Here is a 14,471-nt window from a genome sequence, read left to right as displayed (position 1 = left end):
ACGAAGCGGTGGCCACGACGACGGTTGTGGCCACCGCTTCACCCTGCCCGCTTGACAAAACTTCTCCCATATCAGGTCGACGCGCCCTGTCTGCGGCACGGCCATGGGCCATCAGAGCGTGATAGTCCCCGTCGGCATTCTTGTTTCGTCGAATCTCGCGATACACCACAGTGCGATCACGGCCGATCTGCTTGCCGATCTCGGCGTAGCTCAGGCCCGCGTCGCGGCCGCGCATGATGGTCACGCGCTCGGCGACGCTGAGTCTGTGCCCACGCCCGCCCGGCCGCGACACGTCCCCCGGGTTTGCTAAACCAGAGCACCACTGGTTTCTTCCTAGCTTCATCGCGCCAGCCTCACGCCACCACCGCGACCCGGTAAGGAACGACACACCCACCACGCGTTCTGCCTGAGTCACCGACATGCCCTGGCACACCAGGTCGAAGAACTCCCGCCGCACCGACCTCGCGAACGGATATCCACTCGGCATGGCAACCTCCCAAATCCACGGATGTTGCACTGACCGTATGAATCCACCCGGCGTGTCGTGTGCGTGGTTTAAGTGTCGCGAAACCGAATGGGGTTCAGGCCCCCGCCGGCACCAGCCGCAGCGAGATCGAGTTGATGCAGTAGCGCTGATCCGTCGGTGTCGGATAACCCTCGCCGGCGAACACGTGGCCGAGATGGCTGTGGCAGTTCGCGCACAGCACCTCGGTTCGCGTCGTCCCCATCGAGTGGTCGGGCCGCAGGATCACCGCGTCGGAGTTGGCTGGGTCGAAGAACGACGGCCAGCCGCAGTGTGACTCGAATTTCTCGGTGCTGCGGAACAATTCGGCGCCACAGGCCCGGCATTGGTAGACGCCCTGGGTCTTGGTGTCGGTGTACTCACCGGTGAAGGGCCGCTCGGTGCCGGCACGACGCAGCACCTGAAACTCGTCCGGGGTGAGTTTCTTGCGCCACTCGTCGTCGGACAGTTGAAGCTTTGGACGTGCGGTCTCGGTCATGCATCCACGCTAGCGCGCTCTCGTTTAGACGGCAGCCACGCCGGATCGATGCCGCCGTCCAATCGGTTCTCGGCCTTGGCATCCAGATACCGGAAGTACAGCACGGTGAACACCACGATCAGCAGCAGCGACCAGCCGTAGGTGATCTTGAGGTAGTGCAGCGCGCGGCCGTACCGCATGTATCGGTAAATCAGCCAGTCGTCGAGCGTGAGGAAGCCGTAGATCCCCAGCCACGACGGCCAGTTGCGGATCAGCGAATTCTGTAGCACCACCGTCATCAGGAACGGGAACAGCATCATCGAGTAGTAGCCCTGGGCCAGCGGCAGCACCAGCCACGACCACAGCAGCAGCACACCCGATGAGTTGGTGAACCAGAACAGCGGGTCGCGGGTGCGGTAGTAGCGGTACAGCAGCCACACGGCGCCGATCGCGATCACCGTGAACAGAAGCCGCAGGCACACGATCAGCCACGTGGGCAGGCCGAAATACACGCCGTTGCCCTCGATCGAGCTGTTGAAGTAGTCACGGACGCCCCCGATGTAGGGCAGCGTGCGGGTGACGAAATCCTGCGGATCACTGACCAACGGCCACGCGGCCGCGTTGATGACGATCGGGACGACGAAAGCGGGCACCAGCGCCCGCCACTGGCGGTTCAGCAGCGGCAGCAACAGCAGCGGCGCAAGCACGGGTTTGAGCGTCAAGGTAAGCCCGATGACGAGCCCGGCCCACCATTGGTGGCCCACTTTGCCGTCCAGCAGCCACCGCAAGAAGAGCACTTCGGCCAGCAGCACGCAGCCGTTGATGTTGGTGAACACCAGCGTGCTGGTCACGCTTTCGGTGCAGAACATGGCCAGCAGGAGCGCGGGCGCGGCCACCGATGACAGGGTGTAGTTGAACAACCGCAGCAGCAGGTACCAGGCGATCAGGATCGCCACGGTGTTGATCAGGATGAACAGGTACCGCGACGGCGTGAAGGACAGGTATCCGAAGGGCGCCATCAGCAACGTGCCGCCGGGCGGATACAGGTAGTGCGGATCGACGTAGTCGAAGTGCTCGTTGTAGATGTCCCAGCCGCGCCGGAAGTTCAGCACTGCCCGGTAGACCGGTTTGAAGTCGTCGGTGATATTGCCGTTGAGGGTGAGCACAATGCTGCGGTGCAACACCGAGAAGACGGCTAGCGGCCACAGGGCGGACCGCAAAATCGTCGCTGTGCTCGGTGGGCCGTTAACGGGACGAAAGGCGGCCAGGATCCAATCGCGCAAGCCGGTTCGGGTCGATTCAGCTGCCGTCACCAGCGCACCGTACACCGGGCCCGGGCCGGAAAATCAGGCGGGACAGTACGTGTCGGTTCCGGGCAGTTTGCCGCTGTTGACGTAGCCGATCAGCGGAGAAACCGCGCAGCTCGAGTAGATGCTGGCGCCGTGGCCGATGCCCTGCCACATCACCCGCTTGCTGGCCGCGTTGGCGTTGATGACGGTGGCCGCCGTCGCGGCGACGCCTTCGGTGCCCACGATCGGGTCGTTCTGCACGCCCAGCAACATGACGTCGACCTTCAACGATTTCGGTGGCGCCGGTGGCGAGCCGGTGGGCCAGTGCACGCATTTGACCAAGTTGAGCGCCGCGACGGTGCCGAACTGGGGGTACAGCTTGGCCCACGCCACGACCAGCTCGCGCACCCGGTCTGGGGTCGGGCGGTTGACGGCGTCGCTGCAGGTATCGACGAACTGGCCGTCTGAGTCCTCGGTGGCGTTGGCGTGGTTGATCAGGTTGGTCAGCTGATTGGTGTCGCCGGAGCGGGCGGCCGCCAGGGCGTTGGCCAGGCTGGTGGTGGCGTTGACGCGGCCGCCGGAGGGGAAGCCCAGCGCGACGGTGATGGCGTTCGCCAACTGAGCCACCGACGCGCCGGCGGGCCCCTTGCCGGCGCGCGCGTCGGCCAGCAACCCGCTGACGGCGCCCTTCGGGTCGGGACCCAGCGCGCAGTTCACCGCGACGCACTGGGCGGCGAACGCATCGAGCGCGGCCTGCTGACCCTTGACCTGTTGCTCGGCGGCGGCTTCGGCGTTGACACCCAACGCAACTGGCGAGTCGAGTATCAGCCGGGCGACCTTGTCGGGGCGCGCCGCGGCGTAGGCCAGTGCCACCTGGGCGCCGTTGCCGATCCCGAGCAGCGCGACCGCGGGCACGTCCCACAGCGTCCGCAGCCGCTCGATGTCCGAGGCGGCGTGGGCGTTGTCGTAGGCGGAGGCGCCCGGCGCGATGGCGTCGGTGCAGTTGGTGGTGGCGGTGTTCGCGACGTCCGAGAGATTGGCGACGGGGTCGTCGCCGGTTTGGAACTGCGCCTGGTCGCGCATGATCTGGCGGTCGGAGCTGTCCCGGCAGTCGATCGGGTTCGACATGCCGATGCCGCGACGGTCGACGGCGACGATCGGGTGGGTCTGCAGCACGTCGGCGCCGCCCCGCGACAGCCAGACCGGCAGCTGCGCCGAGGACGGGAGGTCCGAGCCGGTGGTCAAGACCAGCGGGCCCGCGTCGCGCGGGGTCTGGTTCGAGCGGGCGCGGACCACGCCGACGCTCACGGTGCCCGTCCCACCGTTGACCGGGTCCAGGTCCGCGTCGTAGTTCGCGCAATCCAGCTGGACCCCGGCGGCGGGCGGGACCGCGGCATCGCCGAACACCCGCGACGTGCAGTCGTGCCACGACAGGTCGTTTTTGGGGGCCGCGATCGGTGGCGGGCCGCTGGGGGGTGGCTTGGCGGTGGTCGCCCCTTGCGGTCGGGCCCCGTAATTGGTGGCGAAGCGCGGGTCGGCGGCCAGGCCCGGGACGCAGCCGGCGACCACGGTGGTCGCCGCAATCAAGATCGTGGCGAACGTGATCTGCCGACTCATGTCGACCACAGTAGCTAGGCCTTGACGTAGCGGGTGTACAGGTAACCGGCGTCGTCGGTCAAAACGTGCCCACAGCGCATCCGGGTCAGCAGCTGGCTGGGGCCCGTCGCGATGCGTCGGGCCAGGCCGCCGACGATGTACGGCGCGATAGTCAGGCAGAGCTCGTCGAGCATCTCGCGCTGGATCAACGAATCGAGCAGCATCGGCCCGCCCTCGGTCAGGATGCGGCGCATTCCGCGAGCGCCGAGGATCGCCAGCATGACGGCCTCGTCGACCTCGCCGGGGTCGCCGCCGGAGCAGTCGATCACCTCGCACAGGTCGGTGAGCATCCGGCGCGCCGGGGCCGCCGCCGCGGTGCAGGTCAGCACCAGCGGCGGCACCTCGGTCCGTGTGAACACCGCCATGTCGCGGTCCAGCCGACCCGACTTGGTGACGATCGCCAGTGGCGGGACTTCGCTTTGCCCGCGGGCCTGTCGCTGCTGACGCTGGGCGACGCTCAGCTGTGCGCCGGAATAGCCCTCGATCCGCACGGTGCCCGCGCCGACCACGATGACGTCGGCGAGCTCACGCAGCACGTTGAACACGTATCGGTCGCCGGGACCTCCCATCGTTCCGCTGCTGCCGCCGGAGGTGGCCCCGCCGTCCACGCTGGTGATGAAATTTGCCCGTACCCACGTTCCGTCGCGTTCGGGATAGTCGTAGAGCCGGGGGAGTTCACCGTCGGTGAGTTCGCGTACCGATCCGAGTAGCGACAGCGGCGTCTCGGGAAGGGGCATGAGGTTGATTGCAGCACGCCGCTACAGTTCTGGCATGCACGGGTTCCCTTCGGGCCGGGTGGCGCGCCTGGTGGATCGGCATCCGACCGTGTCGCCGGAGCGGCTGATCGCTCAATTACGGCCGCCCCCAACGTTCGCCGACGTGAGCTTCGCGACGTACCAGCCCGATCCGGCCGAGCCGACGCAGGCCGCCGCCGTCATGGCGTGTCAGGACTTCTGCCGCCAGGCCGTGCAACGCCGCGTCGGCCGGCGAAAGTTGTTGGGCCGACGGGCGGTACTGCCCGGTGTCGGGTTGTATCTGGACGGTGGGTTCGGCGTCGGCAAGACCCACCTGCTGGCATCGGCCTACTACGAGCTGCCCGGTGACGGGCCGGGGTCATCAAATCCCAAGGCGTTCGCGACATTCGGGGAGCTGACACAGTTGGCCGGAGTCTTCGGTTTCGCCGGGTGCGTCGACCTGCTGGCCAACTGCACGGCGGTGTGCATCGACGAGTTCGAGCTGGACGATCCAGGCAACACCACGCTGATCTCGCGGCTGCTCTCGTCGCTGGTCGAGCGGGGGGTGTCGGTGGCCGCCACTTCCAACACGCTGCCCGAGCAGCTCGGCGAGGGCCGGTTCGCCGCTCAGGATTTTATGCGTGAGATCAACACGCTGGCAAGCATTTTCAACACCGTGCGGATCGAGGGGCCCGACTATCGGCACCGCGGCTTGCCGCCGGCGCCGCAGCCGCGCTCGGATGAGGAGGTGGCCGCGCGCGCCGCGCGGGTCGGCGGCGCGACACTCGACGATTTCGATGCCCTGTACGCGCATCTGGCCACCATGCACCCGTCGCGGTATCTGACCCTCATCGAGGGGGTGAGCGCCGTGTTCTTGACCGGCGTGCACGGCATCGACGATCAGAACGTTGCGCTGCGGCTGGTGGCGTTGACCGACCGGCTCTATGACGCGGGCATCCCGGTGGTCGCCTCGGGCGAAAAACTGGACACCATCTTCAGCGAGGAGATGCTGGCCGGCGGCTATCGAAAAAAGTATCTGCGGGCCATCTCTCGGCTCATTGCGCTGACCGCCGGGGTCAACGAAGCGCGCGAGTCATGATGAAGTCGTTCTCGCGGCCGGCGCCGACCTGAAAGGTCCTGGTGCCGCTGACCGTGAAGCCGCTCTTGACGTAAAAGCGTTGTGCGCGTTGGTTCGCCTGGTTGACACCCAGCCACACGCGGCCCACGCCCCATGCGTCGGCGGTGGCCAGCGCGAGATCCATCAGTGCGGTCGCGACCCCGGTGCCGTGGTGTTCGGGCGCAACGTAGATCTTGGACAGCTCGGCGGTGTCATCGTCGGCGCCACGAATCAGCATGGCGTAACCCACGATTCGGTCGTCGTGCCCCGCTACCAGAACCGCGCGGTGCGGATCGGCCAGGTATTCGGCGAAGCGGTCCTCCGAGAGGTTGGCCTCGACGAACGCGGCGATGTTCTCGGGCGCCATCGAGGCCGGGCAGGCCAACGGGAATGTGCGCGCGGCAACATCGGCAAGCTGCGAAACGTCAACGGAACCCGTCGTGACGACCCGTACGGTGCGTGTCAGAGGTTCCACTGCGCGAGGTGGAAGCCCGTCTTCTTGTCCAGCAGGACCACGGTAGAGACGGGATCACGGTAGGCGTCCCAATACACTTCGCCGCGCACGATCGCCCCGTTCGGCGCGTTGGTGAGCACATTGTCCAGCGCGTCGGGCGCATCGGAGGCCCGCGGCTTGTAGGCGTCGGCGAACGGGGTCACCCCGTCGAAGCTGAAGTTGGTCGCCATGATGAAGGGATTGGGCACCCGGACCGCGCGCACGACCACGTCGGCACGCTCGACCGTGCTACCCGGGAAGCCCTTATAGGTGCCTTCGCGCGTGTAGCCGAACCCCGGGGGCGGGTCGCAGGGCGACACGCCAGTCACGGTCACGTCCGCGACGTAGGTGCCGGTGTCCACCCGCAGCGTGTCACCGATGTGGCCGATCGGCGCGTCACCGGCCCAGGCGCGGGGAGCGGGAAGTACGGCGACGGCGGCGGCGCCCGCCGCGGCGACGAGGTACACGGACAGGACGATCAACCAGCGGTGCGTCTTCGCCATGTCTTCGCCTCCTAGGCACCCTGGGAAGGGGACCATCGAATGATCGCACACGCGGTGATGCGGCCGGGAGGGGTCAGACCACGCCCGATCACCCGTCGGCGCGGACGCTCGTGGCGCCGCCGAGCGACTCCAGCGCCTTGATCAGATCGGCCTCGACACGGCCTTTGTCCACGCCGCACCGGCGCAGCGGTCCTTCGTGGGACGAGGCATCCTCCAGCTCGAGCAGCGCCAGCAGCAGATGCTCGGTCCCAATGTAGTTGTGGCCCAACCGAAGTGCTTCGCGAAAGGTCAGCTCGAGGGCTTTGCGCGCCGGCCCGCTGAACGGGATGAGGTCGGGGGTTTCGGTGCCGGCCGGGGGTAGCTTCACGGCGGCGCGCAGCGCCTCGGTGTCGACCTTTTGCAGGTGCAGCAACACCGTGGCCAGCGCGGCCGGGTCGTCGAGCAGGCCGAGCAGCAGGTGGTCGGGGGTGATCTCGGTGTTGGCCGCCTCGTGCGCGGCGTTCTGGGCCGCCACCACCGCGCCGTGCGCCCGCGGGGTGAACCGGCCGAAGCCCTGTTCGGGGTCCAGGGTGGCGGCCTCCGCGCGCGGCACGAATCTCTGTTGGGCCGCCTGTTTGGTGACGCCCATGCTCTTGCCGATGTCGGTCCACGACGCCCCGGAGCGGCGGGCCTGGTCCACGAAGTGCCCGATCAGGTGGTCGGCGACCTCGCCCAGGTGCTCGGCGGCCAGCACGGCGTCGGCCAGTTGCTCCAGCGCGTCGGTGTGTACCGATTTGATGGCGTTGATCAGCTCGTCGAGGTGGACGGGGTAGGCGATGCGAGTGGAGTCGGACATGCCGTCAACGGCAGGTTGACGCCTCTAGTCTGTCAACCGCAGATTGACGGTTTGCTGTACGAGATGCGGGTTCGTCGCGCCTCTGCGAGAATCTGTGATTCATGAAGCTATTGCTCACCGTTGCAAGTTTTGCCGCCGCAATTGGCATGGCCGTGCCCGCGCACGCCGATGACACGGATGATGCCTTCCTCGCCTCGCTGAATTCGGCCGGCTTCACCTATAACGATCCGGGGCAGGTTATCCAGGCTGCCCACTACGTGTGCTCAGCGGCCGGAAGCGGCACGGCCATGGCGGATATCGCGAAGGCGATGACTTCCAAGGCAGCCGCACTGACCGAGGAGAAAGCGGAAAAGTTCACCGCGATCGCGGCCAGCGCGTACTGCCCGGACGCGATCTCGTCGACCACCACGACGAGCGCGTCCGCCAGCTCTTAATCGGCCGATTCGATCGACGAGATGTGGGTCGGCGGCAGCTCTGGAACGATCAGTGAGCCGTGAGGCTATTTCTGATTCTGCTCGGCCTGGCCGCCGCGATCGGCCTGGCCGGCCCCGCGTACGCCGATAGCAGCGACGACGCCTTCCTCGCCACGGTTCACGCGGCCGGCCTGACCTATTCGGACCCGGACCAAGCGATTACATCCGGCAGGTCGGTGTGCACACTGGTCGGCGAGGGCTCGCAGCTGGCGGACATCGTCCGGATGATCCAGATGCTCAATCGTGGGCTTCAGGGGGACGACGCCACCCGGTTCGCGGCAATCGCTGCCAACTCGTATTGCCCCCAAGCGCTTTCGGCGCCTAACGCCGCCTCCTAGCGGCGGGCCGCGGTGTCGGACGTGATGCGGTTTTTACAATTGCGCCCACTAACGGCGGGTGAACGAAACCTGTAATCAACAATTCGCCCATACCATTTCGGCGACGGACAGCGGCCGTAGTCGAAAGGAAGCAGGGGTTTGGACTTCCTTCAGCAGCAGTTGGTCGAACCTCTTTGCAACATCCTCAATACGCACATCCTGATCTATTTGCTGATCGGTGGCGGTACCTATTTCACGGTGCGCACCCGCTTCATTCAGATCCGCTACTTCGGGCGCATGCTTCGCCAGCTCCGCAGAGCGCACCACCACGACGGTGGGATCTCGTCCTTCCAGGCGTTCTGCGTGGGTCTGGCGTCGCGTGTGGGTACCGGAAATATCGCCGGCGTCGCAATCGCGCTGACCGTCGGCGGGCCGGGTTCCGTCTTCTGGATGTGGGTGGTGGCGGCGGTCGGCATGGCCACCGCGGTGATCGAGGCCACCCTGGCCCAGATCTTCAAAGTCCGCTCGGACGACGGCGCCTTCCGCGGCGGTCCGGCGTTCTACATTCAACGCGGACTGCGTTCACGTGCAGGCGGGGTCGTCTTTGCGATGCTGTTGGTGCTCACCTTCTCCACCGCGTTCAACATGGTGGAGACCAACGCGATCAGCGGGGTGTTGAAGTCATCACACGGCATCGGGGTCGGTTGGACGACAGTCGTTTTGGCGGTGCTGGCGGCGCCCGTGCTTTTCGGTGGCGTGCGGCGGGTCGCCCAATTCGCCGGGTCGGTCCTTCCAGTGGTGGCGCTGCTGTACACGCTGCTCGCGCTGGGAATTGTGGCCGTCAACATCACCGAGCTGCCGACGGTGATCAAGGAGATCATCGGCGGTGCCTTCGGAATCCGTCAAATGGCAGGCGGTTTCGCGGGTGGTGCGCTCGCCGCGATGTTCACCGGCGTCAAGCGAGGCCTGTTTGCCTGCGAGGCCGGGATGGGCAGTTCGCCCAACATCGCGGGTGCCGCGACCGTGTCACATCCGGTGGAGCAGGGCCTGATTCAGTCGCTCGCCGTGTTCGTCGACACGATGGTGATATGCACGGCGACGGCATTCATCGTGCTGCTGTCGGGTCCCGAAACCTACAATCCGGCTCGCCTGGGAGCGATCGCCGGGGCGAGCCTGACGGAGTCTGCGGTCGCCGCCGATCTCGGGTCGTGGACCACGGTTTTGATGACCGCGGTGGTGTTCGTTTTCGCGTTCGCGTCGGTTCTCAGCAATTACGTGGTCGCCGAGGCCAATCTGTTTTACCTGGGCGGCCGGCGCCTGGCGGCCAATGTGCTGAAGGTGGTCACCTTGCTGTCCATCGTCTTCGGCGCCCTGGCCAAGCTGACGCTGGTCTGGGCGCTTGCCGACCTGACGATGGCCGTGATGGCCATCGTGAACCTGCTCACCATCTGCTTACTGGGGAAGTGGGCGTTCGCGGCGCTCAAGGATTACCACCGGCAGTTCGCGCAGGGCGTGGCACCGGTTTTCATCGCCAGCGAGGCCGGTCTGCCCGGTGTCCTCGACGGCGACATCTGGGAACCGGCGAAGCGTCGGCAGGTCGGAGCGCTGCCCGAGTCGTTGACGCTGCGCCGGCCGGTGCTGCGGCCCTCCCGGGCGCCGGCGGCGTAGCCGGTGTGAATTCACCCTGCGTTTGCCCGACGAGGTGCTATCAGTCAACAGGTCTGCAACAATCGCTGCGTTATGCGATTTATATTGGTTCTGGCGGGCATCGCCGCCGTGATTGGCCTGGCCGCGCCGGCGTACGCCGACATCGACAACGATCAGGACTTCCTCAAAGACCTACGAGACGCCGGCATCACTTACCAGGATGGCGGCAACGCGATCACGATCGGCAAGTCGGTGTGTGAGCTGCTCGACGACGGACAGTCGTCCGCGGAGGTCGTGACGCAACTCCGCAACCAGAACCCGGCATTTCAGGGTGCCAGCGCGGCCAAGTTCACGTACCTGGCTTCGGCGCATTACTGCCCGAAGTACGTGACCGGCGACGACCGCGGCCCGAAGCCGGACGGTCAAGCAGGCAACTGAGCGCTGGGGGCGACCAAACCGCGCGGTTCACGGCGTATCTCGCTTACGCGGCCCGCGCCGTCCACGTGAAGTTGTGCATCTCGGGGATCCGCGGCGCCAGCGCGGCGGCAACCAGGCGACCGATTTGATCGGCCGCCGCCAGGGGAGTGTCGGGATCGAGAAAGCCTTCCACCTCGACACGCAACGTCCGGCCGGTCCATCGGGCCCGGGCGTGCGCGTGCGTGACGCCCGGCACGGTGGCGGCGACGGCCTCGGCGGTCGTGATGATTTCGGGATCGACGCCGTCGAGTAGGCGGTGAGCGATGTCGGCGGTCACCTCCCAGCCGACGTGGCAGATGAAGCCGGTGACCGCGATCCCGGCGATCGCGTCGGCCCAACCCCAGCCGAGCGCCACACCGATCAGCCCGAGCATCGCCCCGGCCGACGACAACGCATCCAGCCAGGAATGTTTGGCGTCGGCAACCATGGTCGCCGAGCGAATCCGCTTGCCCACCAACAGCTTGTAGCGGGCCACCAGCTGGTTGCCCGCGATGCCCACGATGGCCGCGGCGATGCCCCAGCCGACGTATTCGGTGCCGCCGTGCCGGAGCAGCTTGTTGACGCTTTCGAAGGCGGCCACCGCGGCACTACCCCAAATCACCAGTGCGACACCGATTCCCGCGAGGTCTTCGGCGCGTTCGTACCCGTAGGGATACCGCTCGGTGGGGACTTTGCGTGACGCGCGAAACCCGACGAACACCAGGATGCTGGTGGAGACGTCCGACAGGTTGTGCAATGCGTCGCCGAGCAACGCCACCGAGCCGGACAGCAGCGCGATGGCCAGTTCGATGAGCCCGGTCAGCGCCAGTCCGATGGCGCTGACGGCGATAGCCCGGTTAGCCTGCCGCCGCTCGGCCGCGTCGTCGGTCACGGTGTCGAGAGGAAAACTCGCCGCTGGGTCACGGACGCCGTTGACGATGTGCATACGGCAAGCATGCCCCATCGGGCGCCGGCTCCCAACCTGGATACGGACACATGAAAGCGATGCGCGGGCACTGCCGCGGTTGGCTTCGCCGCGGCTGTCCACACGCGCCCACGAGATACCGATCGCAACGTCGCGCCAAGCAGGGATTCGTCGTTCTATGCACCTGCCGCACGCACGCGGACAATAGCGCCGGCATAAATGGCGTTCTCGTTGGACCGGTTTCGAGTTTGCCGATTGCCGAGCACCGAAGCGTCGTGTGTGCCAAAGTATCGAGGGATCGAAGTATTAACTCGTCGGCCCGTCGACAGATATTCACGATTCGATCTTGTAGAAACTTAGCCCCACTGAGGAGTCACCATGAAGAATTCGGTACGGTTGACCGGCCCGGTCGCTGCCCTTTTGGTAGGTATGGCTGTCATTGCGGCCCCGTTCGCGACCGCCGACGCGACGGACGACGTTTTCCTGCAGGCGCTCGGACAACAGGGAATCACGTTTACCAATCTGTCGAACCAAACCGTCGTCAACGCTGGGCATGGGGTTTGCCAGGACTGGGCCAGTGGCGCGACTTTGGCCCAGACCTTGTCCGATGTAAAAGGGGCGCTCGGATTAACCGACAACAATTCTGGTTACTTCATCGGCGCGGCGACGCAGTCTTACTGCCCGCAGTACGTTAGCAAAGCCACCCAGGGCTGATCGACGTCTGCGGTCACTTGTCCTGATCTGGGCGCGGGGTGCGATCGCGCGACGAGCGAGAGCGCTTTGGCAGCAGCATGAACATCACCGGGAAGCGCAGCAGCGCGTCACGATGGGAGACTTCGAGGAACACGGTCTCGATCTCGAGGTTCCTTATCGGTTGTCGTTCCATCATCAAACGCGTCCGCAGGTAATGCGGGGTCCTTAGCCACTCGACGAAATTCATGCCCGCGACTCTACCCCCTTGACGAAAGTCATTGCGGGGCAATCCAAGTTGCGGAAGTTCGTGACTTTTCGGCGTTGCACCGGCCGCTGTTTCGCGACGTCGGGGCCACCCGTGGCCGTGGACTTGTCTGTTCAGCGCCATCTTGCAGTTCACCTAGGTGCGGGTTGGGGACGCTTGCTCCCCTTGCCGGCAGTACCGCCGATTGGCAGGAATTCCCAAGGTCTTAAACCGAGCCGGACGACTAAAATTCATGGCGTGAACGCGCGGGCTGAAGGCTAGCGACAATCCCATCGGTGGATCCCCATTCACCGGAACCGCGATGAGAAACTCGGCAGCGATATTTGTGGCCGTTGGGGCTGTAATACTCAGCGGGCCTGTCGCTCACGCTGACTCGCCGTCACCGGGTCCCACGCCGCCGCCAGGTACACCGAAATGCCTGACCTTCGACGGCCCACAGTTGAACTGGTTGCCGTGCGGGTGGACTACGGATGGGCGGCGATGGACCCCGCCACCGCCACCGCCGCCTGGGCCCTGATTAGTAATCCCTGAACCCGCTTTCCCGGAGATCGCGGCTACGGTCGGAGCCCCGTGCCCGCGATCAACCAGGCGGTGGGAGCTGAACGCCGCAGCGCACATCGCATGACGGCTGTATTGGAATCGCGGCCATTGTCGCCGAGGTTTCTCATTCCCCCAACTTCGTCCCGGGGTGATGGTTCCCACGTCATCGCTGACGACCCGGTTTTCCATAAGGAATTATGCCTAGAGTTCTTACGGCATTCCAAAGACATGACCTTTGCTCCTGGTGTAGCGTCCCGATCAATTTCACAGGGGACGTGGCAGAAAGACCAAGCAATGAAAGCAGCAATCGCGGGCGCGACGGTAGCCGTTTTTGCGTTAGGTCTGCCGAGTGCCGCGCCGGCTCACGCCGAAACCACTGCCACCGTTAAAGCGCAGACCACTCCGCGCATGAATGGATCTAACTTGAAGTCTGGCCAAGAGGGCGTTTACAACGCCGGCCAGGTCCTCAATCTCGTGTGCCATGCCGCGGGCGAGCCGGTGAGGGGCTTCTTCAGCTACCAGATTGCCAACGGAGGCTGGGACAGCCTCTGGTACAAGACGACTGACGGTCACTACGTCGCTGATGTCGACATCGACACGCGCACTCTCGACGCGCTTGGTCCCGACTGCGGCGGTGGAGGCGGCGGGGGAGCGCCCGCGTCACCAATCGGTGAAGATAAGGCGGCTCATGCTATGTCGTGGGCACGTGGCCAAATGGCCGCTGATCCCGACAACACGGTCCAATGCGAGGCATTTGTCGAGCAGGCCTATAACCATGCGTTCAGATATCCGTCGGCGATGGATGCTTTCAACGATTTCAACCGCAAAGGGCTGATCCACACCAATGCCGACAACATTCCGGAGGGGGCACTCGTTTTTACGAGCAATCCGGGATTCGATCACGGCACTGGACACGTCATGCTCAGCGAGGGCAACGGCCAATACCTCACCGCCAACTACTTCACCCCGCCGCACATCCGGGAAATAAGACCAAGTCCCTATGACACGCAAAACATCTTTCTCGGTTGGGCCTACGCGCCGTAGTCACTGAGGCCGAGGCGCGGGCGATCGGCTTCCGCCCGGCTACGGCAAGAGTCGAGGCCGTCGCGGCCTGTGGTACTTACGACCACATGAATAATCCTTCGCCGGGCCCGGGTTGGTGGCTGGCCTCAGACGGCAATTGGTATCCGCAGCAGTGGGAATACACCTGGGATTACCGGGAGGGGGACACTGCCATGGACGAGATGAAGCAGAAGGCGGACGAGCTGGGTCGCCAGGGGTGGGAGATGGTCGGACTCGATGCCGACCACCGCGGAGCCTTTTCCGTCGCATGCTTCTTCAAGCGGCCGATCGCGCCGTAAGTCCGATGCACGAGGTCGACGCGGCCACAACAGTGAGGCGTCGCCGGCACAAGTGGGTAAACAACGTAGGAACGCACCGGGACGCGTCGGTTGTGCAATCAGGTCACTAGCCTCGATTTTGCATGGTAGTTGGTGTGGGCTGGGTCTGATGCCGAGTTGTGGTGCGGGGTGGTGATTTTCGTGTGGC

The 14,471-nt window shown here is 65.3% G+C and carries 18 protein-coding genes; 8 read left to right on the top strand and 10 right to left on the bottom strand.

Annotated elements, in window-relative coordinates; genetic code table 11:
- The 5 genes from AWC17_RS32070 to AWC17_RS15210 form a co-directional block, all read right to left on the bottom strand.
- A partial coding sequence (locus AWC17_RS32070; RefSeq protein WP_141224645.1) for a helix-turn-helix domain-containing protein occupies positions 1-487 on the bottom strand: 487 nt, incomplete at its 3' end.
- Positions 488-581: 94 nt separating this feature from the next.
- Positions 582-1,001 carry a peptide-methionine (R)-S-oxide reductase MsrB gene (msrB, locus tag AWC17_RS15225; RefSeq protein WP_046186824.1) on the bottom strand — a complete coding sequence of 140 codons (420 nt, stop codon included), beginning with the start codon at positions 999-1,001 and terminating at the stop codon, positions 582-584.
- Positions 998-2,308, bottom strand: a complete 1,311-nt coding sequence (gene aftC, locus AWC17_RS15220) for an arabinofuranan 3-O-arabinosyltransferase (protein ID WP_046186823.1) — start codon at positions 2,306-2,308, stop codon at positions 998-1,000. The genes msrB and aftC overlap by 4 nt, the downstream gene beginning before the upstream one ends.
- An 18-nt stretch (positions 2,309-2,326) precedes the next feature.
- A complete protein-coding gene (locus AWC17_RS15215; protein WP_046186822.1) occupies positions 2,327-3,886 on the bottom strand; it encodes an alpha/beta hydrolase in 1,560 nt (519 codons plus the stop codon).
- A gap of 14 nt (positions 3,887-3,900) precedes the next feature.
- Entirely contained in the window at positions 3,901-4,662 is a 762-nt protein-coding gene (locus tag AWC17_RS15210) for a pyrimidine reductase family protein (RefSeq protein ID WP_085164845.1), read from the bottom strand.
- Here AWC17_RS15210 and zapE point away from each other — a divergent pair.
- Positions 4,661-5,758, top strand: coding sequence for a cell division protein ZapE (gene zapE / locus AWC17_RS15205; protein WP_085164843.1), 1,098 nt, complete (start codon positions 4,661-4,663; stop codon positions 5,756-5,758). The two genes, AWC17_RS15210 and zapE, sit on opposite strands and share 2 nt — an antisense overlap.
- On the opposite strand, the gene AWC17_RS15200 is transcribed toward zapE, so the two are convergent.
- The 3 genes from AWC17_RS15200 to AWC17_RS15190 all read right to left on the bottom strand — a co-directional run bounded on the left by AWC17_RS15200 (position 5,736) and on the right by AWC17_RS15190 (position 7,607).
- Positions 5,736-6,251: a GNAT family N-acetyltransferase gene (locus AWC17_RS15200; RefSeq protein WP_046185595.1), complete on the bottom strand. Its 516-nt coding sequence runs from the start codon at positions 6,249-6,251 to the stop codon at positions 5,736-5,738. The genes zapE and AWC17_RS15200 overlap by 23 nt on opposite strands.
- Positions 6,239-6,772 carry a hypothetical protein gene (locus tag AWC17_RS15195; protein WP_046185594.1) on the bottom strand — a complete coding sequence of 178 codons (534 nt, stop codon included), beginning with the start codon at positions 6,770-6,772 and terminating at the stop codon, positions 6,239-6,241. The genes AWC17_RS15200 and AWC17_RS15195 overlap by 13 nt, the downstream gene beginning before the upstream one ends.
- An 88-nt stretch (positions 6,773-6,860) precedes the next feature.
- Entirely contained in the window at positions 6,861-7,607 is a 747-nt protein-coding gene (locus tag AWC17_RS15190) for a Clp protease N-terminal domain-containing protein (protein WP_046185593.1), read from the bottom strand.
- Between the two features lie 101 nt (positions 7,608-7,708).
- On the opposite strand from AWC17_RS15190, the gene AWC17_RS15185 reads away from it, so the two are divergent.
- The 4 genes from AWC17_RS15185 to AWC17_RS15170 all read left to right on the top strand — a co-directional run bounded on the left by AWC17_RS15185 (position 7,709) and on the right by AWC17_RS15170 (position 10,482).
- Positions 7,709-8,041, top strand: coding sequence for a DUF732 domain-containing protein (locus AWC17_RS15185; RefSeq protein ID WP_046185592.1), 333 nt, complete (start codon positions 7,709-7,711; stop codon positions 8,039-8,041).
- A 59-nt stretch (positions 8,042-8,100) separates the two neighbouring features.
- Entirely contained in the window at positions 8,101-8,418 is a 318-nt protein-coding gene (locus AWC17_RS15180) for a DUF732 domain-containing protein (protein WP_046185591.1), read from the top strand.
- 138 nt (positions 8,419-8,556) lie between these two features.
- Complete coding sequence (locus AWC17_RS15175; protein WP_046185590.1) at positions 8,557-10,065, top strand: alanine/glycine:cation symporter family protein; 1,509 nt, start codon at positions 8,557-8,559, stop codon at positions 10,063-10,065.
- 72 nt (positions 10,066-10,137) lie between these two features.
- Positions 10,138-10,482 carry a DUF732 domain-containing protein gene (locus tag AWC17_RS15170; protein WP_046185589.1) on the top strand — a complete coding sequence of 115 codons (345 nt, stop codon included), beginning with the start codon at positions 10,138-10,140 and terminating at the stop codon, positions 10,480-10,482.
- A 43-nt stretch (positions 10,483-10,525) separates the two neighbouring features.
- On the opposite strand, the gene AWC17_RS15165 is transcribed toward AWC17_RS15170, so the two are convergent.
- Positions 10,526-11,446, bottom strand: coding sequence for a cation diffusion facilitator family transporter (locus AWC17_RS15165; protein WP_046185588.1), 921 nt, complete (start codon positions 11,444-11,446; stop codon positions 10,526-10,528).
- A 357-nt stretch (positions 11,447-11,803) separates the two neighbouring features.
- Between AWC17_RS15165 and AWC17_RS15160 the strand changes: the two genes are divergently transcribed.
- Positions 11,804-12,139 (top strand): DUF732 domain-containing protein, encoded by a 336-nt coding sequence (locus AWC17_RS15160; RefSeq protein WP_046185587.1) that lies wholly within the window; start codon positions 11,804-11,806, stop codon positions 12,137-12,139.
- 13 nt (positions 12,140-12,152) lie between these two features.
- Here the strand turns inward: AWC17_RS15160 and AWC17_RS15155 are convergent, their stop codons facing one another.
- On the bottom strand, positions 12,153-12,365 hold the full coding sequence (locus AWC17_RS15155) for a hypothetical protein (protein ID WP_046185586.1): 213 nt from the start codon (positions 12,363-12,365) through the stop codon (positions 12,153-12,155).
- Positions 12,366-13,217: 852 nt separating this feature from the next.
- Between AWC17_RS15155 and AWC17_RS15145 the strand changes: the two genes are divergently transcribed.
- Entirely contained in the window at positions 13,218-13,967 is a 750-nt protein-coding gene (locus AWC17_RS15145) for a hypothetical protein (RefSeq protein ID WP_141224644.1), read from the top strand.
- A gap of 86 nt (positions 13,968-14,053) precedes the next feature.
- Positions 14,054-14,284 (top strand): hypothetical protein, encoded by a 231-nt coding sequence (locus AWC17_RS15140; protein ID WP_046185584.1) that lies wholly within the window; start codon positions 14,054-14,056, stop codon positions 14,282-14,284.
- Positions 14,285-14,471 lie beyond the last annotated feature (187 nt).

Origin of the sequence: Mycobacterium nebraskense, from assembly GCF_002102255.1 — a bacterium.
Taxonomy (GTDB): domain Bacteria; phylum Actinomycetota; class Actinomycetes; order Mycobacteriales; family Mycobacteriaceae; genus Mycobacterium; species Mycobacterium nebraskense.
Note: the sequence above shows the minus strand (reverse complement) of the source record. Positions and strands in the feature narration are given on the sequence as shown.